The organism is Comamonas guangdongensis (genome assembly GCF_041079535.1).
GTDB classification, from domain to species: Bacteria; Pseudomonadota; Gammaproteobacteria; order Burkholderiales; family Burkholderiaceae_C; genus Comamonas; species Comamonas guangdongensis.
Window position 1 is genome coordinate 1 of the sequence record NZ_JBFYGN010000013.1, and the last position, 22166, is coordinate 22166.

The 22166-nt window shown below is 64.6% G+C and carries 17 protein-coding genes, 1 pseudogene and 2 riboswitches; of the genes and pseudogenes, 7 read left to right on the forward strand and 11 right to left on the reverse strand.

Annotated elements, in window-relative coordinates; genetic code table 11:
* The 10 genes and pseudogenes from AB6724_RS12550 to AB6724_RS12595 form a co-directional block, all read right to left on the reverse strand.
* Nucleotides 1-107: pseudogene (locus AB6724_RS12550) on the reverse strand (electron transfer flavoprotein subunit beta/FixA family protein); the annotation flags it as partial.
* 35 nt (nt 108-142) lie between these two features.
* A complete protein-coding gene (locus AB6724_RS12555) occupies nt 143-1117 on the reverse strand; it encodes an NAD(P)H-dependent flavin oxidoreductase (protein WP_369338862.1) in 975 nt (324 codons plus the stop codon).
* 7 nt (nt 1118-1124) lie between these two features.
* Nucleotides 1125-2138 carry a Bug family tripartite tricarboxylate transporter substrate binding protein gene (locus AB6724_RS12560; protein WP_369338863.1) on the reverse strand — a complete coding sequence of 338 codons (1014 nt, stop codon included), beginning with the start codon at nt 2136-2138 and terminating at the stop codon, nt 1125-1127.
* An 83-nt stretch (nt 2139-2221) separates the two neighbouring features.
* Nucleotides 2222-3238, reverse strand: a complete 1017-nt coding sequence (locus AB6724_RS12565; protein ID WP_369338864.1) for a Bug family tripartite tricarboxylate transporter substrate binding protein — start codon at nt 3236-3238, stop codon at nt 2222-2224.
* Between the two features lie 199 nt (nt 3239-3437).
* A complete protein-coding gene (locus tag AB6724_RS12570) occupies nt 3438-4685 on the reverse strand; it encodes a CaiB/BaiF CoA transferase family protein (protein WP_369338865.1) in 1248 nt (415 codons plus the stop codon).
* Between the two features lie 39 nt (nt 4686-4724).
* On the reverse strand, nt 4725-5516 hold the full coding sequence (locus tag AB6724_RS12575) for an oxepin-CoA hydrolase, alternative type (RefSeq protein WP_369338866.1): 792 nt from the start codon (nt 5514-5516) through the stop codon (nt 4725-4727).
* Between the two features lie 179 nt (nt 5517-5695).
* Nucleotides 5696-6823, reverse strand: coding sequence for an acyl-CoA dehydrogenase family protein (locus tag AB6724_RS12580; protein ID WP_369338867.1), 1128 nt, complete (start codon nt 6821-6823; stop codon nt 5696-5698).
* A 25-nt stretch (nt 6824-6848) separates the two neighbouring features.
* Entirely contained in the window at nt 6849-8048 is a 1200-nt protein-coding gene (locus AB6724_RS12585) for an acyl-CoA dehydrogenase family protein (protein WP_369338868.1), read from the reverse strand.
* A gap of 148 nt (nt 8049-8196) precedes the next feature.
* A complete protein-coding gene (locus AB6724_RS12590) occupies nt 8197-9393 on the reverse strand; it encodes an acetyl-CoA C-acyltransferase (protein WP_369338869.1) in 1197 nt (398 codons plus the stop codon).
* 260 nt (nt 9394-9653) lie between these two features.
* Nucleotides 9654-11771, reverse strand: a complete 2118-nt coding sequence (locus tag AB6724_RS12595; RefSeq protein WP_369338870.1) for a 3-hydroxyacyl-CoA dehydrogenase NAD-binding domain-containing protein — start codon at nt 11769-11771, stop codon at nt 9654-9656.
* A gap of 112 nt (nt 11772-11883) precedes the next feature.
* Here AB6724_RS12595 and AB6724_RS12600 point away from each other — a divergent pair, with 112 nt between their 5' ends.
* The gene (locus AB6724_RS12600) at nt 11884-12804 is read left to right on the forward strand and encodes a LysR family transcriptional regulator (RefSeq protein WP_369338871.1); all 921 of its coding nucleotides are present in this window, start codon (nt 11884-11886) and stop codon (nt 12802-12804) included.
* A 22-nt stretch (nt 12805-12826) separates the two neighbouring features.
* Here the strand turns inward: AB6724_RS12600 and AB6724_RS12605 are convergent, their stop codons facing one another.
* Complete coding sequence (locus AB6724_RS12605) at nt 12827-13885, reverse strand: beta-keto acid cleavage family enzyme (protein WP_369338872.1); 1059 nt, start codon at nt 13883-13885, stop codon at nt 12827-12829.
* Between the two features lie 386 nt (nt 13886-14271).
* Nucleotides 14272-14519: riboswitch (cobalamin riboswitch) on the forward strand.
* Between the two features lie 212 nt (nt 14520-14731).
* On the opposite strand from AB6724_RS12605, the gene AB6724_RS12610 reads away from it, so the two are divergent.
* The 6 genes from AB6724_RS12610 (at nt 14732) to cobW (ending at nt 22104) form a co-directional block, all read left to right on the forward strand.
* Complete coding sequence (locus tag AB6724_RS12610) at nt 14732-15796, forward strand: FecCD family ABC transporter permease (RefSeq protein WP_369338873.1); 1065 nt, start codon at nt 14732-14734, stop codon at nt 15794-15796.
* Entirely contained in the window at nt 15793-16581 is a 789-nt protein-coding gene (locus AB6724_RS12615; RefSeq protein WP_369338874.1) for an ABC transporter ATP-binding protein, read from the forward strand. The genes AB6724_RS12610 and AB6724_RS12615 overlap by 4 nt, the downstream gene beginning before the upstream one ends.
* A 52-nt stretch (nt 16582-16633) precedes the next feature.
* A riboswitch (cobalamin riboswitch) is annotated at nt 16634-16891 on the forward strand.
* 261 nt (nt 16892-17152) lie between these two features.
* Nucleotides 17153-19144, forward strand: coding sequence for a TonB-dependent receptor (locus tag AB6724_RS12620; RefSeq protein ID WP_369338875.1), 1992 nt, complete (start codon nt 17153-17155; stop codon nt 19142-19144).
* A 5-nt stretch (nt 19145-19149) separates the two neighbouring features.
* Nucleotides 19150-20187 (forward strand): ABC transporter substrate-binding protein, encoded by a 1038-nt coding sequence (locus AB6724_RS12625; protein ID WP_369338876.1) that lies wholly within the window; start codon nt 19150-19152, stop codon nt 20185-20187.
* Entirely contained in the window at nt 20184-21005 is an 822-nt protein-coding gene (locus tag AB6724_RS12630; RefSeq protein WP_369338877.1) for a (2Fe-2S) ferredoxin domain-containing protein, read from the forward strand. Before AB6724_RS12625 ends, AB6724_RS12630 begins: the two co-directional genes overlap by 4 nt.
* 43 nt (nt 21006-21048) lie before the next feature.
* On the forward strand, nt 21049-22104 hold the full coding sequence (gene cobW, locus AB6724_RS12635) for a cobalamin biosynthesis protein CobW (RefSeq protein ID WP_369338878.1): 1056 nt from the start codon (nt 21049-21051) through the stop codon (nt 22102-22104).
* Nucleotides 22105-22166: the final 62 nt, after the last annotated feature.

A 22166-nucleotide genomic window follows, 5' to 3' on the forward strand; every position in this document is an offset into this window, starting at 1 on the left:
TTCATGCTCATCTTGACGTTGGCGATGTCCACACCCGTGCCGTCCGACTTCACGCGGACCTTGACGTTGTAGTCCACGACACGTTTGACGGGTACAAGGATTTTCATGAGAAAGCTCTTTCCTGGTTGATGAAGAGAGGCGGTCAGCGGGCCAGGCCGGCCAACCGCTCGTTGATCAGTGCATGGGCCTGGTCCATGATGCCGGCGATCAGTTGCGCAACCGTAGGCACATCGTGGATCAGGCCCGCGACCATGCCGCAGGACCAGACGCCGGCATCCATGTCGCCGTCGTGCATGATGCGCGGATAGACGCCGGCCACTTCGGGCGCGATGTCGGCAAAGGTGATGGCGGCGCCCAGTTCGCGCTCCTTTTGCAGCAGGCGTTCGGTGGCGAGGTTGGTCAGCACGCGTTCGGTGTTGCGCAACGGGCGCATGACCAGGCGGGTGTCCAGCTCGCTGGCCGCCACGATGGCCTGCTTGACCTTGTCGTGCACGGGTGCCTCTTGCGTGGCGACGAAGCGCGTGCCCATGTTGATGCCTTCGGCGCCCAGCGCCAGCGCGGCCACCAGGGAGCGGCCATCGGCCATGCCGCCCGAGGCGACAAAGGGAATCTTCAGCTCTTCGGCCGCGCGCGGCAGCAGGATGAAGTTGGGGATGTCGTCCTCGCCCGGATGGCCGCCGCATTCGAAGCCGTCCACGCTGATGGCATCGCAGCCTATGGCCTCGGCCTTGAGCGCATGGCGCACCGAGGTGCACTTGTGGATCACCTTGATGCCGGCCTCCTTGAGCGCGGGCAGCCATTTCTGCGGGTTGTTGCCGGCAGTCTCGACCACCTTGACGCCGCCTTCGATGATGGCCTTGACATAGCCCGGGTAGTCGGGCGGGTTCACCGAGGGCAGGAAGGTCAGGTTGACGCCAAAGGGCTTGTCCGTCATCTCGCGGCAGCGCGCAATCTCGCGCGCCAGCAGCTCGGGCGTGCGCTGGGTCAGGCCCGTGATGATGCCCAGCCCCCCGGCGTTGGAGACAGCAGCGGCCAGCTCGGCCAGGCCCACATGGTGCATGCCACCCTGGATGATGGGGTGCTCTATGCCAAAGAGTTCGGTGATGCGTGTCTTCATGTCGATGTCACTCCATTGCGATGCCCTTGTCGCGGATCAGCTGACCCCAGCGCGTGTAGTCCTGCTGGATGCGCTGACCCAGTTGGGCGGGATTCTGGAAGGCGGCGATGGCGCCCGCGTGGAGCAGCTTGCTCTGGACGTCCTTGTCGGCCAGGATCTGCTGGACTTCCGAGGCGATGCGCTCGACCACGGCCTTGGGCGTTCCCTTGGGCGCGAGCAGTGCGCCCCAGGAAACGGCGTCATAGCCCTTGATACCCTGCTCGGCAATGGTCTTGATGTCGGGCAGCATGCTCACGCGCTGGGGCGAGCCCACGGCGATGGCACGCAGCTTGCCGGCCTGGATATGAGGCAGCGCAGCCACAAGGTCGGCATACATGATGGGCACCTGGCCGCCGATGGTGTCGGTGATGGCGGGCACGCCGCCCTTGTAGGGCACATGCTGCATGTCGAAGCCGGCCATCTGCTTGAGCAGCTCCATGCTCAGATGACCAAAGCTGCCGGCCCCCGAGCTGGTGTAGTTGAGCGCTGATTTCTGAGCCTTGGCGTGCTCGATCAGGCTCTTGAGATCGGTGACATCGGGCAGCAGCGCAGGGTTGACCACGATGACGATGGGCAGGTCATAGACCGTGGCCACGGGCGCGAAATCCTTGACGGTGTCGTAGCCGGCCTTCTTGTACAGATGGGGAGCCAGCAGCGTGGGCGTGGCCAGCATCATCAGCGTGTAGCCGTCGGCCGGACTCTTGGCGACCTGCACGGCCGCGATGGAGCCCGAGGCGCCGGGACGGTTTTCCACGACCACGGTCTGCTTGAGGCGCTCGCCCAGCTTCTGCCCCACGATGCGCGATGCCGTATCGGTGGGGCCGCCTGCGGGGAACGGCACGACCAGGCGCAGCATCTTGCCAGGCCAGTCGGTCTCGGCCAGCGCGCCGCCGGCCATACCGGCCAGCAGCGGCGCTACGGCCAGTGTCAGAACGTGGCGCCGGGTGGCACCGGCCCGAGGTGCGGTATTGCGCGTGTACATGAAGTCTCCTGTCTGGACTGTCTGAGCAGTCGTCGGTAGCGGCCTGCTGCCGCAGGCCGGAAAAATCGGTGATGTGCGTGGCATCAGTCCAGCTTGGCGCCGGCTTGCTCGACCAGCGCTTTCCAGATCGGCATATCGCGCTGGTAGTTGTCGCGGAAGACCTGGGGGCTGTTCATCATGGGTATGAAGCCTGCGCCCGTGATGCGCTCCAGCACCTTGGGGTCCTTGATGATCTCGCGCAGATGGCCGTAGAGCTGATCCACGACCTCCTTGGGCGTGCCGGCGGGAGCGCCCATGGCCACCCAGCCGTAGATCGAATAGGCGTCGTCGGTCACTCCCTGCTCGAAGATGGTCGGCAGCTTGGGCAGGATTTCCATGCGCTCCTTGCCGGTCACGCCGATGGCTTTGAGACGGCCGGAATCGATGAAAGGCTTGGTGTTGAGCGCACTGGAAAAGCACAGCTGCAGCTGGCCGCCGATCAGCTCCTGGATCATGGGTGCCTCGCCCTTGTAGGCCGCATGGTTCATGTCGGCATCCATGGTCTTGCTCATATAGGCACCGGCCAGATGGGCATACGAACCCACGCCCCAGGAGCCATAGGACAGCTTGCCCTTGTGTGCTTTCACATAGGCCAGCAGCTCCTTCATGTTATTGGCCGGCACCGAAGGATGGACGACCAGCGTGACGGGCGCCGCCGCGACCTGGGTGATCAGCGCGATGTCCTTTTGCGGGTTGTAGGGCAGCTTGGTATAGAGGAACTGGTTGATCAGCATGGAGGTGCTGAGCGACAGCAGCAGCGTATGGCCGTCGGGCGCGGCCTTGGCCACGGCATCGGTGCCGAGGATGCCGGCCGCACCGGCCTTGTTGTCCACCACCACGGGCTGGCCCAGGCGCTTGGCCAGCACCTCGCCGATGGTACGCGCCATGATGTCGGTGGCGCCCCCTGCATTGAAGGGAACGACCACGCGGAGGGGCTTGCTGGGCCATGCCGGCTTGCCGGCCTGTGCGAGGGCGCTGCTGGCGCCCGTGGCCAGCAGGCTGCCGCCGCCGATGGCGGCCAGACCTTGCAGAAGATCGCGGCGTGTGACTGGGATGCTCATGGTTTGTCTCCTATGAAGTCGCTGTCTTTATTTGCCGTCTTATGCGGCCTTTAAACTTGCTTTTGAGTTATTTATGGCTCTGCCTGTGAGCCTGACACGGCCCAACAGGGACACCGAGCAAGGGCCGCCCCGCAGCGAGAGTGTCGTCCCCTCCCGCGAAGCGAGAGAGGGGAAGCCGCACAGCGGCTCAGGGGGTGCTTCATGAAGGCTCCTGGGGCAGCGTGAGAACGCCCTTGGCCTGCAGGTCCTGCAATTGCGCATCATCGAGCGTCAGCAGGCGCTGCAGCACTTCGCGCGTGCCCTCGCCCAGCGTTGGCGGCGCATGGCGGATGGGCAGGCGCTGGCCGTCCAGGCGGTAGGGCGGCGCGAACACGGGCGTGGTGCCGGCCACGGGATGGGGCATGTCGCGCAGCAGGCCGCTGCGGCGCGTGCGCTCGCTGGTCAGGGCCTCGTGCAGGCCGGCCACGCGGCCGCAGGGAATGCCGGCGGCCGTCAGGCGCTCGAGCAGCAGATCGCGCGGGAAGCTGCCGATCAGCTCCTTGAGCATGGGCAGCAGCTCCAGGCGGTTTCTGGCACGGTTGACGTTGGTGGAAAAACGCTGCTCCTCGACGATGTCGGGACGCAGCACGACCTGGCGGCAGAATTTGTCGAACTGGCTGTTGTTGCCCACGGCGATGATCAACGGCCCGTCGGCGGCCTCGTACATGCCGTAGGGCACGATGGAGGGGTGGGCATTGCCGTAGCGCTCGGGGTCGTGGCCCAGTTGCAGGGCATCCAGGCCGTAGTAGCCGGTGACCGTGATGCCGCTGTCGTACAGCGCCATCTCGATGAGCCGGCCCTTGCCCGTGCGCTCGCGGCGGAACAAGGCGGCCAGCACGGCCTGGGCCGCATACATGCCGGTCACCAGGTCCACCACGGCCACGCCGAATTTGAGCGGCGGCATGCCGGCATCGCCGTTGAGCGCCATCAGGCCCGCCTCGCCCTGGATCACCAAATCGTAGCCGGGACGCTTGGCCTCGGGGCCGCTGCTGTCGTAGCCGGCCACGGCGCAATAGATCAGGTCGGGCTTGATGGTCTTGAGCTGCTCGTAGCCCAGGCCCAGCTTCTCGGCGCCGCCGGTCTTGAAGTTGTGGATCACCACGTCGAACTGGGGCAGCAGTTCGTGGAGGATCTTCACGCCCTCGGGCGTTTGCAGATCCAGCGTGATGGACCGCTTGTTGCGGTTCATGCTGTTGTAGTAGGTGGTCTCGGTCTTGCCGATGCGCATGCCCCAGTCGCGCGTGTCGTCGCCACGGCCCGGGTGCTCGACCTTGACCACCTCGGCGCCGAAGTCGGCCAGCACCATGCCGCACAGCGGCCCGGCGAAGACGCGCGACAGATCGAGTACCTTCACTCCCTCCAGCGGGAAGTCGATGTCCGGGTTCTGTTCGGTATTGCTGTCGGCCATGAGCCTTGTCTCCTTGAAAATCTTGGTTTTGTTGAGCGCTCAAGCACGCAATTTGTTGAAATCGGCGCTGCGCTTTTCGAGAAAGGCGGCAATGCCTTCTCGGGATTCCTCGGTCCCCTGCGAGCGCACCATGTACTGCGCCTCCAGCTCCAGCTGCTGCTCCAGCGTGTTGCGCGGTGCCTGGCGGCACAGATCCTTGATCAGGGCCATGGCCTGGTCCGGGCCGGTCGCGATCTGGGCGGCCAGCGCGACGGCATCGGCCAGGGCCTGGCCGGGCTCGGCCAGCCGGTTGACGGGGCCCAGGGCGTGCAGGCGTTCGCCGCTGATGCGCTCGCCGGTTAGGCACAGCTCGGTCAGCACCTGGCGCGAGACGAACTCGGCCAGAAAGGCCGTGGCGCCGCCGTCGGGCGTCAACCCCACCTTCACATAGGCCACGGAGAACAGGCTGTTGCGCGCGGCCACCAGCATATCGCAGGCCAGGGCCAGCGACAGGCCTGCGCCCGCCGCCGCACCTTCGACGGCAGCGATGACAGGCTTGGGGCAATCGCGCACGGCGCGAATCAGGTCGTGCAGGCCTTCGAGCTTTTCACGGCGCTGCTCCACGGGCAGTTCGCGGCGCTTGGCCAGCTGGCGCAGATCGCCACCGGCGCAGAAATGACCGCCCTCGCCCGTGAGCACGACCGCGCCCACACTGGCGTCAGCCGCAGCCTCCGCCAGCGCCGTCGTGACGGCCGCGTAAAACGCGGGCGACAACGCATTGCGCGCAGCCGGGTTGTTATTGCTCAGCACCAGCACGGCACCTTCGCGGCGGGTCAGCAGGACTTCACTCATCTTCGTTCTCCAGTTTTAGGCAGCACTTACCGCCTGTAGCCGACCCACTCCGCCAGGGACAGCCAGCAAGGGCCTACGCCGGCCACGCCGCCCCGCAGCGAGGCTGTCGTCCCCCTCCCCTAGCGCGCAGCGCGTAGAGAGAGGGGGAAGGCGCGAAGCGACTCAGGGGGTAGCTCATTTCAGCCCAAGGCCATGAAACGCGCCAGGTGATGGTCCTCGTCGCCAAACTGGTGGTCGATCATGATCAGTCGCTTGGCGTAATGCGCCAGCGGCAGCTCCCAGGTCATGCCGATGCCGCCATGCATCTGTATGCTTTCCTCGGCCACCAGGGTCCCCACGGAGCCCACGGTGTACTTGGCAGCAGACAGCATCTTCTCGCGCTCGGTGCCCTGGGCGTTGTCGATGGCATCGGCCGCATTGATGACGGTGGAACGCACCTGCTCCACCTCCAGCAGCAGATCGGCCATGCGGTGCTGCAGCGCCTGGAAGCTGCCGATGGCCACGCCGAACTGCTTGCGCGTCTGCAGATACTCCAGCGTGTGCTGCTTGGCCACATCCATGGCACCCAGCGCCTCGGCAGCCAGCGCCAGCAGGGCAAAGCCCTGAACATGCTCGAGCACGCTATGACCCTGGCCCTCGGCACCCAGCAGCGCATCCTCGGCCAGTTGCACATTCTCGAAAGTCAGCTCGGCGGCGCGGCCGCCTTCCATGCGGCTATAGCCGCGCTTGGCGATGCCGGCGGCGTTGCCGTCGACCAGGAACAAGCTGATGCCGGCAGCATCGAACATGCCGCCTGCGGTGCGCGCGGACACCAGCAGCAGACCGGCTTTTTCGCCAAAGGCGACCACGCTCTTGGCGCCGTTGAGCACCCAGCCCGTGGCGCTCCGGGCCGCCGTGGCCGTGACCTTGTTGAGCTCGTAGTGGCTGCCTGGTTCGTCGTGCGCCAGAGCGGCGATCGCGCTGCCGGCGATGATGTCATCCAGCTGGCGCTTCTGCGCTTCGGTGCCGGCCGCAATCAGCGCCTGACCCACGACCAGCGCACCCAGCAGCGGCTCGGCCACCAGGCCACGGCCCAGGGCTTCGAACACCACGCTGATGTCAAAGCCCGAGCCGCCAAAGCCGCCCACCGCTTCGGGGAACAGCGCGCCAATCGTGCCCAGCTCGGCAAACTGCGCATACAGCGCAGGGCTGTGACCTTCTGCGCCATAGGCCAAATGGTTGCGCTGCTCGATGCCGTACTGCTCGGCCACAAAACGGTTCAGGCTGTCCGCCAGCATGCGGCGGTCTTCGGTGTGTGTGAAGTTCATATGCTCGATTCCTTCCCGTGCCCGATCACAGACCAAGGATCATCTTGGAGATGATGTTCTTCTGGATCTCGTTGGAGCCACCGAAGATCGACAGCTTGCGGTAGTTGAAATAGTTGGCCGAGGCCGTGGCGGCTTCGTCGATTCCGCCCACGGGCGCCTGGTTATAGCCTTCGTACTGGGCCTCGTCGATATAGGGCACGGCATACACGCCCATGGCGCGGCGGATCAGCGACAGGATTTCCTGGCGGATCTCGGTGCCACGGATCTTGAGCATGGAGCTTTCGGCACCGGGCACACCGCCACCGGCCACGGCGGCGATCACGCGCAGATTGGTGGTCTTCATGTTCTCCAGGTCGATCTCGACACGGGCCATGCGGGCCGCAAACAGCGGGTCCTGGTTCAGCGGCTGGCCGTTCTTGTGCACCTTGGCGGCGATGACCTTGAGCTTGGCCAGGGCCGAGATGCAAAAGCCCACGCCCGCAATGCCGGTGCGCTCGTAGGTCAGCAGATACTTGGCATAGGTCCAGCCCCGGTTTTCCTCGCCCACCAGGTTCTCGACCGGCACCTTCACATCGGTGAAGAAGACTTCGTTGACTTCCTTGTCGCCGTCCAGCGTGCGGATGGGACGCAACTCCACGCCGGGGCTGTTCATGTCCACCAGCAAAAAGCTGATGCCGGCCTGGGCCTTGGCCTCGCGGTTGGTGCGCACCAGGCAGAAGATCATGTTGGCATGCTGGCCCTGGGTGGTCCAGGTCTTCTGGCCGTTGACGATGTAGAAGTCTCCATCGCGCACGGCCGTGGTCTTCACCGAGGCCAGATCGGAGCCCGCTCCGGGCTCGGAATAGCCCTGACACCACCAGTCCTGCCCGCTCAGAATGCGCGGCAGCCAGTACTTCTTTTGCTGCTCGTTGCCGTACTTGATCAGCACCGGCCCCAGCATGTTCACGCCGAAGGGCACGATGCGCGGGCCGCCCGCCAGGGCGCACTCGGTGTCGAAGATGAACTTCTCGACCGCCCCCCAGCCCGGACCGCCATGCTCCTGGGGCCAGTGATTCGCATACCAGCCGCGCTCGTTGAGAATGGCATGCCATTCATCCTGATCAGCCTTGCTCAGGCGCTGGCCGGCCTTGACCTTGGCCGAAATATGCTTGGGCAGCTTGTCCTTGAGAAAGCTCTGCACCTCGGCGCGAAACGCCTCTTCCTGGGGGGTGAATTGCAAATCCATTGCTATTTCCTGGTAATCCATGGCGCTGCTTCTGGCGCCTTTAATCTTCAAACTGGCATGCCCTTGCGCCAGAGGCTGCAAGCAAGGGCCGCCCCGCAGCAATGCAGCCGTCCCCCCTTGGGGGAAGACGCGCAGCGGCTCAGGGGGATCAAAAGATTTCGAAGAGGCCCGCAGCGCCCATGCCGCCGGCGATGCACATGGTCACCACGCCGTACTTGACCTTGGGGTTGCGGGCCTTGCGGCGCTGGCCTTCAAGCAGGATGTGGCCGGTCAGGCGTGCACCCGTCATGCCGAAGGGGTGGCCGATGGCAATCGCGCCGCCGTTGACATTCAGGCGCTCGTTGGGAATACCCAGCTGACGCTGGCAATACAGGGCCTGCGAGGCAAAGGCTTCGTTCAGCTCCCACAGGTCGATGTCATCCACCGTAAGGCCGTGGCGCTTGAGCAGCTTGGGCACGGCAAACACGGGGCCGATGCCCATCTCGTCAGGCTCGCAGCCGGCCACGGCAAAGCCGCGGAAAGCACCCAGGGGCTTGAGGCCCAGGCGCTCTGCCAGCCTGGCTTCCATCACCACGCAGGCGCTGGAGCCGTCGGACAGCTGCGAGGCATTGCCGGCCGTGATGAAGTTGCCAGGGCCCTTCACTGGCTCCAGCTTGGCCAGGCCCTCCAGCGTGGTGCCGGCGCGGTTGCAGTTGTCCTGCGTGGCGACCACGTCGCGGTAGGTGACTTCGCCGGTTTCCTTGTTCTTCTCCATCATGCGTGTGGAGCAGGCAATGATCTCGTCCTTGAACAGATTGGCGGCCTGGGCTGCTGCCGTGCGCTGCTGGCTTTGCAGCGAGAACGCATCCTGGTCTTCACGCGTGATGCCGTAGCGCTTGGCCACCACATCGGCGGTGTCGATCATGGCCATGTACAGCTCGGGCTTGTGCTCCACCAGCCATGGGTCCATGTCGGTGGGCAGATTGTTGCCGGCCCGGATGCCGGAGATGGTCTCGATACCGCCGGCCAGCATCACGTCCACGCCCTCGGCCACAACGCGCCCCGCCGCGATGGCGATGGATTGAAGGCCCGAAGCGCAAAAGCGCGTGATCGTGGTGCCGGCGATCGACAGCGGCAGCCCGGCGCGCAACACGGTCTGGCGACCCAGATTGCGCCCCTGGAAACCGTCGGGGTTGCCGCAGCCCAGAATCAGATCCTCGATCATTTCGGGATCGACACCCGAGCGCTCCACCGCCGCCTTGACGGAGAAGGCAGCCAGCTGGGCGGCAGGAGTGATGTTGAACTCGCCACGATGCGACTTGGTCAGCGGTGTGCGGGCGGTGGAAACGATAACGGCTTCACGCATGGTGCTTGTCTCTGTGAATGTTGAAAACTATTTTTAATAGCTGTCTTCGCTTGTCATTCATTGTTTTCAGATACTTTTCATACTGAAATCAATACAAAAAAAGCGATAGCAGCTCCTATTTTTTATAAGCTGACCGCAAAAACTGGCGCGCTTTAAACGAAGGGACGCCGAGCAAGAGCCGCCTCGCGGTGGGGCCGCCCAGGCGAGGGCGTCGTCCCCTCCCGAAGAGAGAGGAGAAGCAGCGCAGCGGCTCAGGGGTGTTACTTGTTCAGGCTTTCGAAGTTCTTGCCCTCGGCCACCAGCTTCTGCAGCAGCGGCGCAGGCTTCCAGAACAGCGCGTCTTCCTTGGCAAAGGCTTCGATATCGGCCAGCACCTTGGGAAGGCCCTGCATATCGGCCCATTTCATGGGGCCGCCGCGGTGGCGCGGAAAGCCGTAGCCGGAGATAAAGGTCACGTCCACATCCAGCGGGCGCAGCGCAATGCCCTCGCCCACCACCTTGGCGCCTTCGTTGACCATGGCGGCCATGTAGCGGCGCATGATTTCCTCGGCCGTGAACGGGCGCGGTGTCACGCCCTTCCTGGCGCGCTCGGCATCCACAATCGCCAGCACCTCAGGGTCGGGCTGACCGATGCGCGCGCCTTGCGGGTAGAGGTAGAAGCCGCGCCCCGTCTTCTGCCCGAACCAGCCGTTTTCACAGATGCGGTCGGCAATCTCCACGTATCTGGCCTTGGGGTCGCGCGTGGCGGCGCGGCGCTTGCGCGTGGCCCAGCCGATATCGCCGCCGGCCAGGTCGGTGACCTGGAAAGGACCCATGGCAAAGCCGAAGCCGCGCACGGCCTCGTCGATCTCGTAGGGGCTGGCACCGTCCTCCATCAGGTAGTCGGCGGCCTGCTTGTAGGTGGCCAGAATGCGGTTGCCGATAAAGCCGTCGCAGACGCCGGCGCGCACGGGCACCTTCTTCATCTTCTTGGCCAGCTCGAAAGCCGTGGTCACCACAGCGGGCGCCACCTTGGCGGGCACGACGATCTCCAGCAGCTTCATGATGTTGGCCGGGCTGAAGAAGTGCAGACCGATCACGTCCTGCGGACGGCTGGTGACGGCGGCAATCGCGTCGATGTCCAGATACGAGGTGTTGGTGGCCAGCACAGTGCCGCTCTTGCAGACGCGGTCCAGCTCCTTGAACACCGCCTTCTTGACCTCCAGGTCTTCGAAGACTGCCTCGATCACCAGGTCCACATCGGCGATGTCGTCATAGCGGGTCGAGGGCGTATAGCGCGCAAGAATAGCGGCCTTGGCCTCCTCGCTCATGCGGCCCTTGGCGATCAGGCCGTTGTAGACCTTCTCCACATTGGCCTGGCCGCGTGCGATGGATTCGGCATCGCGCTCGATCATGGTCACGACCAGGCCGGCATCCAGCGCCGAGACGGTGATGCCCGCGCCCATGGTGCCGCCGCCGATGATGGCGATCTTGCTGAAGGCGCGCGGCTGGGCGGCGCGGGCTTCGGGAATCTTGGCCGTCTCGCGCTCGGCAAAGAAGGCGTGGATCAGGCCGGCGCGCTGCGGGCTGTCGATGCAGGCCAGAAACTGGGCACGCTCGAACTTCAGGCCTTCGGCAAAAGGCAGATCCAGCGCGGCCTGCACGCAGTCGATGATCTTCAGCGGCGAGAACAGGCCGCGCGACTTCTTGGCCGTGTCGGCACGCAGCGCATCGAGTTCCGCCTGGGCGGCGGCCTTGTCGGCCAGACGGCCCGGCGTGGCGCTGACGGGACGCAGCGGCGCGCCCTGCGCCAGCAACTCACGCGCATAGGCCAGGCCGGCGGCGACGGGGTCCGAGCCCTCTTCCAGCTTGTCCACCAGACCGGCTGCCAGTCCGGCCTTGGCGCCGATCTGCTGGCCGCTGAGCATCAGCTCGGTCGCGGCCTTGACGCCCATCAGGCGCGGTGCACGCTGCGTGCCGCCGGCGCCGGGAACCAGACCCAGGGAGACTTCGGGCAGACCCAGCTTCGCGCCAGGCAGCGCCAGTCGGTAATGCGCCGACATGGCGATCTCCAGACCGCCACCCAGTGCCGCGCCATGAATCACGGCCACCACGGGCGTGCTGCAGGCCTCGATACGGTTGCAGACATCGGGCAGGAAAGGCTGGACCGGAGGCTTGCCGAATTCGCGGATATCGGCACCGGCGATGAACGCCTTGCCCTGGCCCACGATCACCACGGCCTTGACCGCCGCGCTGGCATCGGCCTGCTCCATGGCCGCCATCAGCCCCTGGCGCACGGCAGCGCCCAGCGCATTGACGGGCGGATTGTTGACGCTGACGAGCAGGACGTCACCGTCTTGCCTGAGTTCAACGACAGAGGTGCTGGCTTGGGCGGTCATGCGTGTCTCCTGAATCTCTTTATGGAATGGGCTTTATTTTTACGACGACAATGTTTTCTAACAATCCCATGAATCATTGACAGACTGTCAAAGAAAATTAGACAAACACGCCATGGACTCCCAATCGCTGACCCTGCTGGTCGAAATCATTGATAGCGGCAATCTCAGCCAGGCCGCGCGCAAGCTCAAGATGACGCGTGCCAATGTGAGCTATCACCTGACCCAGCTGGAAAAGGCAGCGGGCGTGCAACTGGTCAAGCGCACCACACGCCGCGTGGAGCCCACGGAGATCGGCCTGCGCCTGTACGAGCACGGGCGCAACATCCACAACGAAATGCTGGCTGCGCGCGAGGCCATCACGGCGCTGGGCCAGAGCCTGCAGGGCCGCGTGGGCATCAGCGTGCCCAGCGGCTACGGCCAGATCGTGATGAGCGAATGGCTGATCGAGTTCAAGCGCCTGTACCCGGGCATCGTGCTCGACGTGCTGTTCGAGAACCGGGCCGACAATCTGCGCGACGATGTGGACATCATCGTCCGCGTGATCCAGGAGCCGCCGCTGTCCCTGGTGGCGCGCAGCCTGGGCACGGTGCGCTACCTGGCCTGTGCCTCACGCGAATACGCGCAGACCCACGGACTGCCCAAGACCTTGCATGCCCTGCGCGCCAGCCCGCTGATCACCGCCGGCGTGACCGGGCGACAGCTGCGCCTGGCCGCCTATCTGGGCGCCGAGCGCCACGAGGTGATGCTGGAGCCCACCATGATCTCCGAGCATTTCCCGTTTCTGCGCGACGGCATTCTGGCCGGCCTGGGAGTGGGCCTGGTGCCCGACTATGTGGTGCAGGACAAGCTGGCCAGCGGCGAGGTGCTGAGCACGCTGGACGAGTACCGGCTCAGCATTTTCGGCACCCATATGTATCTGCTCTACCTGCCCAACCGCCACCAGACCAAGGCCGTGCGCACCTGTATCGATTTTCTGCTGGCCAAGGCCCAACCCGAAGAGGCGGCCCTGGCGGCCGTGCAGCCAGGGCCGTAGAGCGCGGCATGGCGCGCCCTCGTCAGGCCGTCTTGCGCAGAAAGCCCTGGTTGCCGCCGTTGCGGTTGGGAGCGAAGCCGTTGGCGGCCAGGCTTTCTTCCACGCTGTCATAGAACACGCCGATGCGGCTGATCTCGCGAGCCTCCTTGGCCGTGGCGATCGGGCGGCCGAATTCGCGCGAGATGCGCACCAGCTGCTCGATCTGCGAAACCGTGCTGGCCTTCTCGCTACGCGTCTGGTTCCACAGGCAGTCCTCGGTGCCGCAGCGCACATGCAAACCGGCGGCAATACCCCACATATTCACGGGCAGCACGTTGCGCACATTGCTCTCCACGGTCAGCACCGCGCCATCGGGCACCGCACGCACGAAGTTGGCCAGGCTGTACAGGCTCGGCGTGTCCATGCCGCCGGCAATCGCCACCCAGTTCATCACCAGCGGACCCATGTAGAAGCCGCGGCGCATCAGGCGCTCCACCGATTCGAAGCTATTGAGGTTGTAGCACTGGAAGGCACTCTGGATGCCGGCCTTGGTCAGGCGCCGCACATGCTCTTCGACCCAGCCCGGCTGGGCCGGTACGGTCATCTCCTTGTAGGCATTGAACAGCACCGGATTCTGACGTGAGGTGCCGCGAAAGTCCTCATCCTCGGCCTGGTCGGTCACGTTCATCTGCGAGGTGTTCACCGTCACCGTCACCTGATCGGGCACCGGGTCCAGATCGGCCAGCATATGGCGCGTGTCGTCGGACAGCCATTTGGCGGCCTGGCCCTCGTCCTCGGGCGCAAAGCTGATGGAGCCGCCCACCTGGATGATCATCTCGGGCACGGCCTTGCGCACGCCGGCGATCAGCTCGTTGAACTTGGACAGGCGCTTGCTGCCCTTGCCGTCGAGTTCGCGCACATGCAGGTGCAGCACGGTGGCGCCGGCGTTGTAGCAATCCACGGCTTTCTGGATCTGCGCCTCCATGGTGACGGGGATGTCTTCGGGAAAATCGGAAGGCAGCCAGCCCGGCGCATAGGGCGCGGCGGTGATGATCAGGGGCTGCTGGTTTTCGGGGAACAGATGGCCGTCGAGGAAATTCATGAGTGTCTCCAGTGAAATGCAGGCTTCGGCGGACGGCAGAGGTCAGGCATGCGGCGAGACGCAGTCAGTCCCTGGGCAGTTGCCGGACAGCGGCAGCCCGTCGAAATCAAAAGCAAATTCAATGTAGGCCAGTTGCCTGGCAGAGCATTTGCCATATCGCGTTGCGGGCTTGGCAAAGTGCGCCAGCGATGCCCAGGCGGCCCATGCCCATGTGCTGGCGCTTCGGCCTCGGAAAGCAGGGAAGCAGGGAAGCAGGCCTTGCTCGATCCGGTCCGGACCAGATGCCTTCGCCTTTTGCCCCTCCGGCTGTTCTCCCGATCAAGGCGGCAAATCACTGCCCTATAATTTTTGCAGGAGCAAAGACTTCAGACCATGGTCTGCAATAGGCTTTCTTCAACGCAACAGGTGCCCGATTTTCCATCGGGTTAAACGGGAACAAGGTGGAAATCCTTGGCTGCCCCCGCAACGGTCAGCAGATCAACTCCATTTCAAGGCTCCTGCCAATGTCGGGAGCCAGCCACTGACGCTCCACGTGGCCTCGACGCATGAGGTGCGCGGCAGCGCCGGGAAGGCGAGATGGCATGCGTTCGCGCAATCTGCGAGCCCGGATACCGGCCTGTTGAGTGCTGCGCCGCCCGGAGTAAGACCTGGCGCTCGGCTTTCGTAATGGCCGCCTGCGGGGAGCAGCGTGATGGCAGCAAGCTGATACCGCCGCATTCCGCATGCGCCACGTGTAAGCATGGCCCCCTCACAAGCCGGCAGGCAGCCTCTTGGCTTGTCAAAAATGCGGTTCTTGTCTCTCGACCTGCCATTCGCACTGGCGATCACCCCATGATGGTGGCCGGCTTGTTCCTCCGACAGCGCCGTCAGCAGGCTCTATGGCTGGCAGCCCTGCTCATCGTGCTGCTGATATCGCTGACGCTGGCCATCACCCTGGGCCCGGTGCGCATGGCGCCACAGCAGGCCTGGCTCATCACGACCCATGAACTGGGCCAGCGGCTTGGCCTGGATTTGCAGCCCGGCAACTGGAGCACGGCCCAGTATCAAATCGTCTGGCGCGTGCGCCTGCCGCGCGTATTGCTGGCCGCACTGTCGGGCACAGGCCTGGCGCTGGTGGGCGTGGCGATGCAGGCCATGGTGCGCAATCCGCTGGCCGACCCCTATCTGCTGGGCGTGTCCTCCGGTGCCTCGGCGGGTGCGGTCAGCGTACTTGCCTTCGGCGCACTCGCATTTGCAGGAGAGCTCGCCCTGCCTCTGGGAGCCTTTGGAGGCGCGCTGGCCGCCTGCACGGCGGTCTACTTTCTGGCCTCGGCCAACGGAAAGCTGCTGGCTTCCCGGCTGATTCTGGGCGGCGTGGCCATCGCCTACTGCCTGGGTGGCCTGACCAGCCTGATTGTGCTGACGGCCGATCAGCGCGAGCTGGCCAACTCGGTACTGACCTGGACTCTGGGAAGCCTTGCCGGCACCCGCTGGAATGAGCTGGGTCTGCCAGCCATCCTGCTGCTGGCCGGCGTGGCTGCGCTGCTGACGCAGGCACGCTCGCTCAACGCCCTGCTCTCCGGCGAGGAGACGGCCGCCACGCTGGGCGTGGACACCACCCGCACGCGACGCTGGTTGTTCGTGCTGGTCTCACTGGTCACCGGAGTTCTGGTCTCGCTAACCGGCCCCATAGGCTTTGTCGGCTTGATCGTGCCCCATGTCACGCGCATGCTGGTGGGCACCGAGCATCGCCGCGTGCTGCCGGTCGCAGCACTGATAGGCGCCATCTTTCTGGTCTGGATGGACGTACTCTCGCGCATCAGCTTTGCACCGGCGGAAGTGCCCGTGGGCGTCATCACCTCGCTGCTGGGCGGCCCGTTCTTTGTCTGGATGCTGTGCCGCAGGAATACGCGCGAAAGGCTGAGCCTATGAACAGCGACAGCCCTTTGCTGCAAGCCAGCCAGCTGCGGTGGCAAGCCGCCGCAACCCATATCGTGCACGATGTCAGCCTGCATGTGGGCCAGGGCGAACTGGTCGGCCTGCTGGGCCCCAATGGCAGCGGCAAATCCACGCTGCTGCGCATGATCTACCGCATTCTCAGGCCAGCCAGCGGCACGGTACATGCGGACGGACGCAATATCTGGCAGCACGGCGCTCGCGACAACGCGCGCGCCATGGCCGTGCTGGCACAGGAAAATGGCAGCGAATTCGAGCTGTGCGTACGCGACGTGGTGCTGATGGGCCGCACCCCACACCAAAGCCCGTTTGCACGCGACAGCGCCGAAGACTTCCGCATCGTTTCCGAGTCGCTGGAGCGTGTGAGCGCCATGCCGCTGGCAGAGCGCATCTTCTCCACCCTCTCGGGCGGAGAGAAGCAGCGCGTGCTGATGGCCCGGGCACTGGCACAGCAGGCGCCGCTGCTGGTGCTGGACGAGCCGACCAACCACCTCGATGTGCGCCACCAGTTCGAGTTGATGAACCTGATTCGCGACCTGGGCCTGACAACCCTGGCTGCGCTGCACGAACTGCCGCTGGCGGCGCACTATTGTGATCGGCTCTACCTGCTCAAGAATGGACATCTGGTCGCGCAGGGGGCCCCCGCCGAGGTGCTGACGCCGGAGACCATTGCCGATGTCTATGGCGTCAAGGCTCAGGTACGGCCTAGCCGGCGCACGGGCAAGCCGCTGATTGAGTTCCTGCCGGATGAAATGCTCTGAACCGGAATCGATTGCCCCCACCAAGGGCTGATAGAATTTCTGCGCGCCTTGATGGCGCTTCGTTTCGGAAGGTGCTTGCTTTAAGAGCGAGTGAAACGGGAACAAGGTCTGATCCAAAGATCAGGAAGCCTTGGCTGCCCCCGCAACGGTAAGCAGGACAACACACTCACGCAAGTCGCAGCAGCGCTTGCAGCCACTGGAGACGACTCAAGCGCGCTTCGCCACGCATGAGTCTTCTGGGAAGGCGAGTTGTGCATTCGCACATGAATGACCTGTGAGCCCGGAGACCGGCCCGCCGATAACTCACACCCGCCCCTGGGCGGGTTTTGCCACAACTGTCTGCGGGGTGCGGATGGCCGCCAGATTGCTATAGCTTCCGCCCTTCGGGGCCGGGACTTTGTGCGCGCAGCTTTCCCATCAGGCAGTTCCGCCTTTTGTCGAAATGCGCTACACCACAACCCGTCTCTTCGCGTCCAACTCCTCACTCAAGAACCCACCTTTTGCGCTTCGCGCCGTGCAGCTGGCGCTGCTATGGCCTGCAGCCTCAATGGCGCAACAAACTCTGCCTGAAGTGACAGTGCAGGAAACACGCCAAGCGGAAGGCAGACTCGAAACCGATCGCCCGGCCACCTCGGCCACGCATGTCGATGTGCGCATTCTGAACCTACCTGCCAGCGTCAGCGGCGTATCGACCGAGCAAATGCAGGAGCGCGCCGACTATGGCGTCGTGGAGGCCGTGACGCGCACCGTGGGCCTGTCGGCCTCGGGCGAGCCCGGCAATGGTGGCCTGTCGTTCTCGAGCCGCGGCTTCGCGGGCCCGAATTCTGTGGGCGTGGCCGAGGACGGCATCATGCTGGGCGTGGCGGCCGGCACCATCGCCTATCCCAACAGCAGCTGGGGCTATGAGCGCCTTGACGTCCTGCGCGGCCCGGCATCGCTGATGTACGGTAGCGGCACCATGGGCGCCACCGTCAATGCCGTGCGCAAGCAGCCCGACCGCGAGCCCTCGACCGAGTTGCTGCTGAGCGCCGGCAGCCGTGGCACGGTGCGTGCGGGCCTGGGCAGCACCGGCGCCATCGGCGATACGCTGAGCTACCGCCTGGATGTCTATGGCGAGCGCTCCGACGGTGAACGCCCGCTCGACAACTCAAAAAGCGGAAAACTGATGAGTGCGCTGCGCTGGACGCCGCGCAGCGACCTCACCGTCGATCTGACGGCGGACATCAGCAACCAGGCCCCATCGCGCTACTACGGAACACCTACGGTGGACGGACGCGTGGTGCGCGAGCTGCGCAACATGAACTACAACGTGAGCGACAGCGACCTCCATTTTCAGGATCGCCGCTTCAAGGCCAAGGCCGAGTGGCGGGTGAACGACCTGGTCACGGTACGCAACGAGCTCTACCACTTCAGTGCCGATCGCCACTGGAAGAACATCGAGGGTTACGACTACAGCCCGGGCGCGGGCACGGTGAATCGCTACGACTATCTGGAAATCGGCCACGCGGTGCAGCAAAACGGCAATCGCATGGCGCTGGAGCTCAAGCCCGCCAACCACCGGATCGCCATGGGCTGGGATGCCTCGCAGGCCAATTTCCGCAGCTACAGCAATTCACCCTACACCGGTGATTCCACCGTGTCGGCCTTCAACCCGGTCAATGGCTACTGGGACAGCCCCGATCCCTATCTGCCTCGCACCGCTTCGCAACTCAAGCAGAACGCGCTGTTCATCGAGGATGCCTGGAAGATCAGCGAGCAATGGCTGCTGATGGGCGGCATCCGCCGCGACTGGTATGAATTCTCGCGCCTGGATCTGATCAGCAGTGCCGCATTCGACAAGAATCTGAACGGCACCTCATGGCGCCTGGGTCTCACACGCAAGCTGACGGAGAGCTCCAGCGTCTACGCCCAGGTCAGCACCGGCCATGATCCGGTCACCAGCCTGCTGTCCCTGTCCAAGTCGTCCACCGGCTACACCTTGAGCAAAGGGCGCCAGGAGGAGCTCGGCTTCAAGCAGCAATTGCCCGAAGGGCGCGGCGAGTGGACGGCGGCCTTGTTCCACATCGTCAAGAACGACATCATCACCAGTGATCCGAACAACCCGGCCCAGTCCATCCAGGGCGGCAAGCAATCGTCGCGCGGCCTGGAGCTGGCAGGGGCCTTCAATGTGAACCAGGCTTTCCGCCTGGAGGCCAATGCGGCCTATGCCGATGCCAGATACGACGAGCTGATGCGCGGCACGGTCAACCGCGCAGGCAACCGCCCGGCCAATGTGCCGCGTGTGACGGCCAATCTGTGGGGCCACTACCGCATCAACGACTGGCGCACCTCGCTGGGTCTGCGCTATGTGGGCGGCCGCTTCGCCGATGAGGCCAATTCCGAGCGCATGCCCGGCTACACAATGGTGGATGCGGTGCTGAGCTGGAACGTCAACCCCAAGACCACGCTGAGCCTGATAGGACGCAATCTGACCCATCGTGTCTACGCCACTTCCGCGTACAACACGCAGTGGTTTCTGGGCGCGCGCCGCAGCGTGGAGCTGATGGCGCAAATGCGCTTCTGATAGGCATGCTCAGGCCTTTGCTCACTGCCTGGACTCTGCCGCTGGCTCTGCTGGCGGCAGGATGCGGCGACCGCAATGCACCGCAGCCCGCGATGGCTCAGGCCCCGCAAAGCGCAGCGGCCGTTTCGATCGACGTCTGCGGCCAGCCCGTGCGCTATGCCAAGATTCCGCGGCGCGCTGTCACGCACGATGTGAACATCACCGAGATGTTCCTCTACCTGGGCCTGGGCAACAGGCTGGTGGGCTACTCCGGCATCCCTTCGCGCAAGGAAATCAGCCCGCAACTGCAGCCCTTGATGCAAGCCATCTCCAATCTTTCGTCCCAAGACATGAATCTGGAAGTGCTGCTGGGCGTAGAGGCCGATTTTGTCTTCGGCGGCTGGAGCTATGGTTTTCGCCCGGGCGGCGTAACGCCCGAGCGTCTGACCAGCCACGGCATCGCCTCCTATGTGCTGTCCGAATCCTGCATACGCGTGCAAAAGCGCGAGCGTGTTGCGCTCGACGACACCTTGCTGGACATGGAGAACATCAGCCGGATCTTCCGTGTCGCCGAGCAGACCCGACCGCGCATCGAGCAGCTGCGAGCCTCCCTGGCCCTGCTGCGCCAGCAGATGCAGGGCAATCGCACGCTGCCGCGCGTGTTCGTCTATGACAGCGGGCAGGACATTCCCGTCACCGTAGGCCACTTCGGCATGCCCCAGGCCATGCTGGACGAAGCGGGCGCCACCAATATCTTTGCCGACCTTCCCAACAACTGGCCGCGCGGCAACTGGGAAGACGTGATCGAGCGCAACCCCGAATGGATTGTGATCATCGACTATGGCCAACCCAACGCCCAAGGCAAGATCGATTTCTTGCTTCAAAAAAAGGAGCTGGAAGCCGTGGACGCCATTCGCAATCGCCGCTTCTTCGTGATGAGCTACGCCGAAGCCACGCCCGGCCCGCGCAATATGGAAGCAGCCCAGCGCCTGGCAGCTGCGCTGCATCTCGAGCGCAAGATCAGCATCCGGCCCGTGGAGTTTTCTGCAGGAGTGCTGCCATGAATGCGCCTCTTCCCATGCAACAGCTCGCAGACGCACAGAAGGCGGCGACAGCGTCGCTCTCCATCATCCTGCTCAGCCGCGGCGGCGCCTATACCGCCGGCCTGACGGAGCTGAACGATCTGGCAGCACGGCTGGAGACGGCCATGGCTGCCGCAGGCAAGCCCGTGCAGCAGATCACCACGGCCTATGTGGACCGCGCCCAGCCCACGCTGAACGAGGCGCTGGACCTTTGTGCCACTGCCCGGACCATTCTGATACTGCCCGTGATGGTGCCCGACGAGGCATCGCTGCGCCGCTGGCTGCACAAGCTCATCATGCGCTGGCGTGCAGCACGTGATTCCTCACGGCCCGCCCCGCGCCTGGTGTTCGGCCAGCCGCTGCTGCAGCTGTCTGGGCTAACCGAGCTGCTGACCCACACGGTGGACGAGGCACTGCGCCAGCCCGATGTTCCCGAGGTGCTGGGCGATGACCCATGGGAGCACGACCCCAAGGGCTGGTCGCTGGTGCCCGAACACCAGCACCATGTGCTGTGGTGCGTGGGCCCGCGCTGCGCGGCCAAGGGGGCGCTGCAGCTATGGCCCGCGCTGACGCGCGCGATACGCGAGACCCCGGCCCTCAGAAACTGCCTGCAGCCGCTGCAGACCGGCTGCCAGTACCCCTGCAACCATGGGCCGCTGATGATCGTCTACCCCGACGGCGTCTGGTACGGCCCCATGGATGCCGACAGCATCGCGCCCGTGCTGACCCGCCATGTGCAGCACGGCCAGGTGGACGAAGCCCGCCATGTTCACGGCCCTCGCCGCCTAGACCGCTCCTGAAGCGCTCCCGACCTTCACAATGTTCCCAACCGGAGATAGATTCATGCAAACCACCAAGATCCCCGCCACCATCGTCACCGGCTTTCTCGGCAGCGGCAAGACCACCTTGATGCGCCATATCCTCGAGCAGGCCAAGGGTCTGCGCGTGGCGGTCATCGTCAATGAGTTTGGCGAACTGGGCATAGACGGCGAAATCCTCAAGACCTGCGCCATAGGCTGCAAGGAAGAAGGCGGCGCGGATACGCAGTCGGGCCAGATCTACGAACTGGCCAATGGCTGCATGTGCTGCACCGTGCAGGAAGAGTTCTTCCCCGTCATGAAGGCCCTGGCCGAGCGCCGCGCCGACATCGATGTGCTGCTGATCGAAACCAGCGGTCTGGCCCTGCCCAAGCCCCTGGTCCAGGCCTTTCAGTGGCCCGATATCGCGAATGTCTTCACCGTGGATTCGGTGGTGACCGTGGTCGACACACCCGCCGCCGCCGCCGGCCAGTTTGCCCATGACCCGCATGCCGTCGACGAGCAGCGCCAGGCCGACCCCAATCTGGACCATGACGCCAGCCTGCACGAGCTGTTCGAAGACCAGCTCTCGGCCGCCGACCTGGTCGTGCTGTCCAAGGCCGATCTGGTCACGCCCGAGCAGCTCGGCCAGGTGCGCGCCATGGTGGCCGAAGAGGTGCCTGCCAGTGTGAAGATGATCGAAGCCGTGCAGGGCCAGGTGCCGCTGAACGTGCTGCTGGGTCAGCACCGCGCCGCCGAGCTGTCGATCAACGACAAGCACAGCCACCATGACCACGACGAGGATCACGAGCACGATGCCTTCGACTCCCTGCACATTGACCTGGGCGCCGTGGAGCGCGATCGCCTGATGCAGGCCCTGCAGGCCATCGTGGAGCAACATGGCGTGCTGCGCGTCAAGGGCTTTGCGGCTCTGCCGGGCAAGAAGATGCGCCTGCTGGTGCAGGGCGTGGGCCGCCGCTTCGATGCCTATTTCGACCGTGCCTGGGCCGAAGGCGAGGCTGCGGCCACGCGCCTGGTATTCATCGGCAAGCAGCTCGATGCCGCCGTGCTGCAGCAGGCGCTGAAAAGCGCCGAAGTCTGAGAACTTAGCCAAAACCGGCCCTAGCCCTTTGCTGAAAAGCGCCATCAGCTACTGTTTTTGAA

What these genes read in the sequence shown, in the direction of transcription:
- cobW (WP_369338878.1), top strand. Translation starts at nt 21,049, where the DNA reads ATGCAAACCACCAAGATCCCCGCCACCATCGTCACCGGCTTTCTCGGC.
- AB6724_RS12615 (WP_369338874.1), top strand. Translation starts at nt 15,793, where the DNA reads ATGAACAGCGACAGCCCTTTGCTGCAAGCCAGCCAGCTGCGGTGGCAA.
- AB6724_RS12555 (WP_369338862.1), bottom strand. Translation starts at nt 1,117, where the DNA reads ATGAAGACACGCATCACCGAACTCTTTGGCATAGAGCACCCCATCATC.
- AB6724_RS12590 (WP_369338869.1), bottom strand. Translation starts at nt 9,393, where the DNA reads ATGCGTGAAGCCGTTATCGTTTCCACCGCCCGCACACCGCTGACCAAG.
- AB6724_RS12585 (WP_369338868.1), bottom strand. Translation starts at nt 8,048, where the DNA reads ATGGATTTGCAATTCACCCCCCAGGAAGAGGCGTTTCGCGCCGAGGTG.
- AB6724_RS12575 (WP_369338866.1), bottom strand. Translation starts at nt 5,516, where the DNA reads ATGAGTGAAGTCCTGCTGACCCGCCGCGAAGGTGCCGTGCTGGTGCTG.
- AB6724_RS12595 (WP_369338870.1), bottom strand. Translation starts at nt 11,771, where the DNA reads ATGACCGCCCAAGCCAGCACCTCTGTCGTTGAACTCAGGCAAGACGGT.
- AB6724_RS12560 (WP_369338863.1), bottom strand. Translation starts at nt 2,138, where the DNA reads ATGTACACGCGCAATACCGCACCTCGGGCCGGTGCCACCCGGCGCCAC.
- AB6724_RS12600 (WP_369338871.1), top strand. Translation starts at nt 11,884, where the DNA reads ATGGACTCCCAATCGCTGACCCTGCTGGTCGAAATCATTGATAGCGGC.
- AB6724_RS12565 (WP_369338864.1), bottom strand. Translation starts at nt 3,238, where the DNA reads ATGAGCATCCCAGTCACACGCCGCGATCTTCTGCAAGGTCTGGCCGCC.
- AB6724_RS12625 (WP_369338876.1), top strand. Translation starts at nt 19,150, where the DNA reads ATGCTCAGGCCTTTGCTCACTGCCTGGACTCTGCCGCTGGCTCTGCTG.
- AB6724_RS12580 (WP_369338867.1), bottom strand. Translation starts at nt 6,823, where the DNA reads ATGAACTTCACACACACCGAAGACCGCCGCATGCTGGCGGACAGCCTG.
- AB6724_RS12605 (WP_369338872.1), bottom strand. Translation starts at nt 13,885, where the DNA reads ATGAATTTCCTCGACGGCCATCTGTTCCCCGAAAACCAGCAGCCCCTG.
- AB6724_RS12570 (WP_369338865.1), bottom strand. Translation starts at nt 4,685, where the DNA reads ATGGCCGACAGCAATACCGAACAGAACCCGGACATCGACTTCCCGCTG.
- AB6724_RS12630 (WP_369338877.1), top strand. Translation starts at nt 20,184, where the DNA reads ATGAATGCGCCTCTTCCCATGCAACAGCTCGCAGACGCACAGAAGGCG.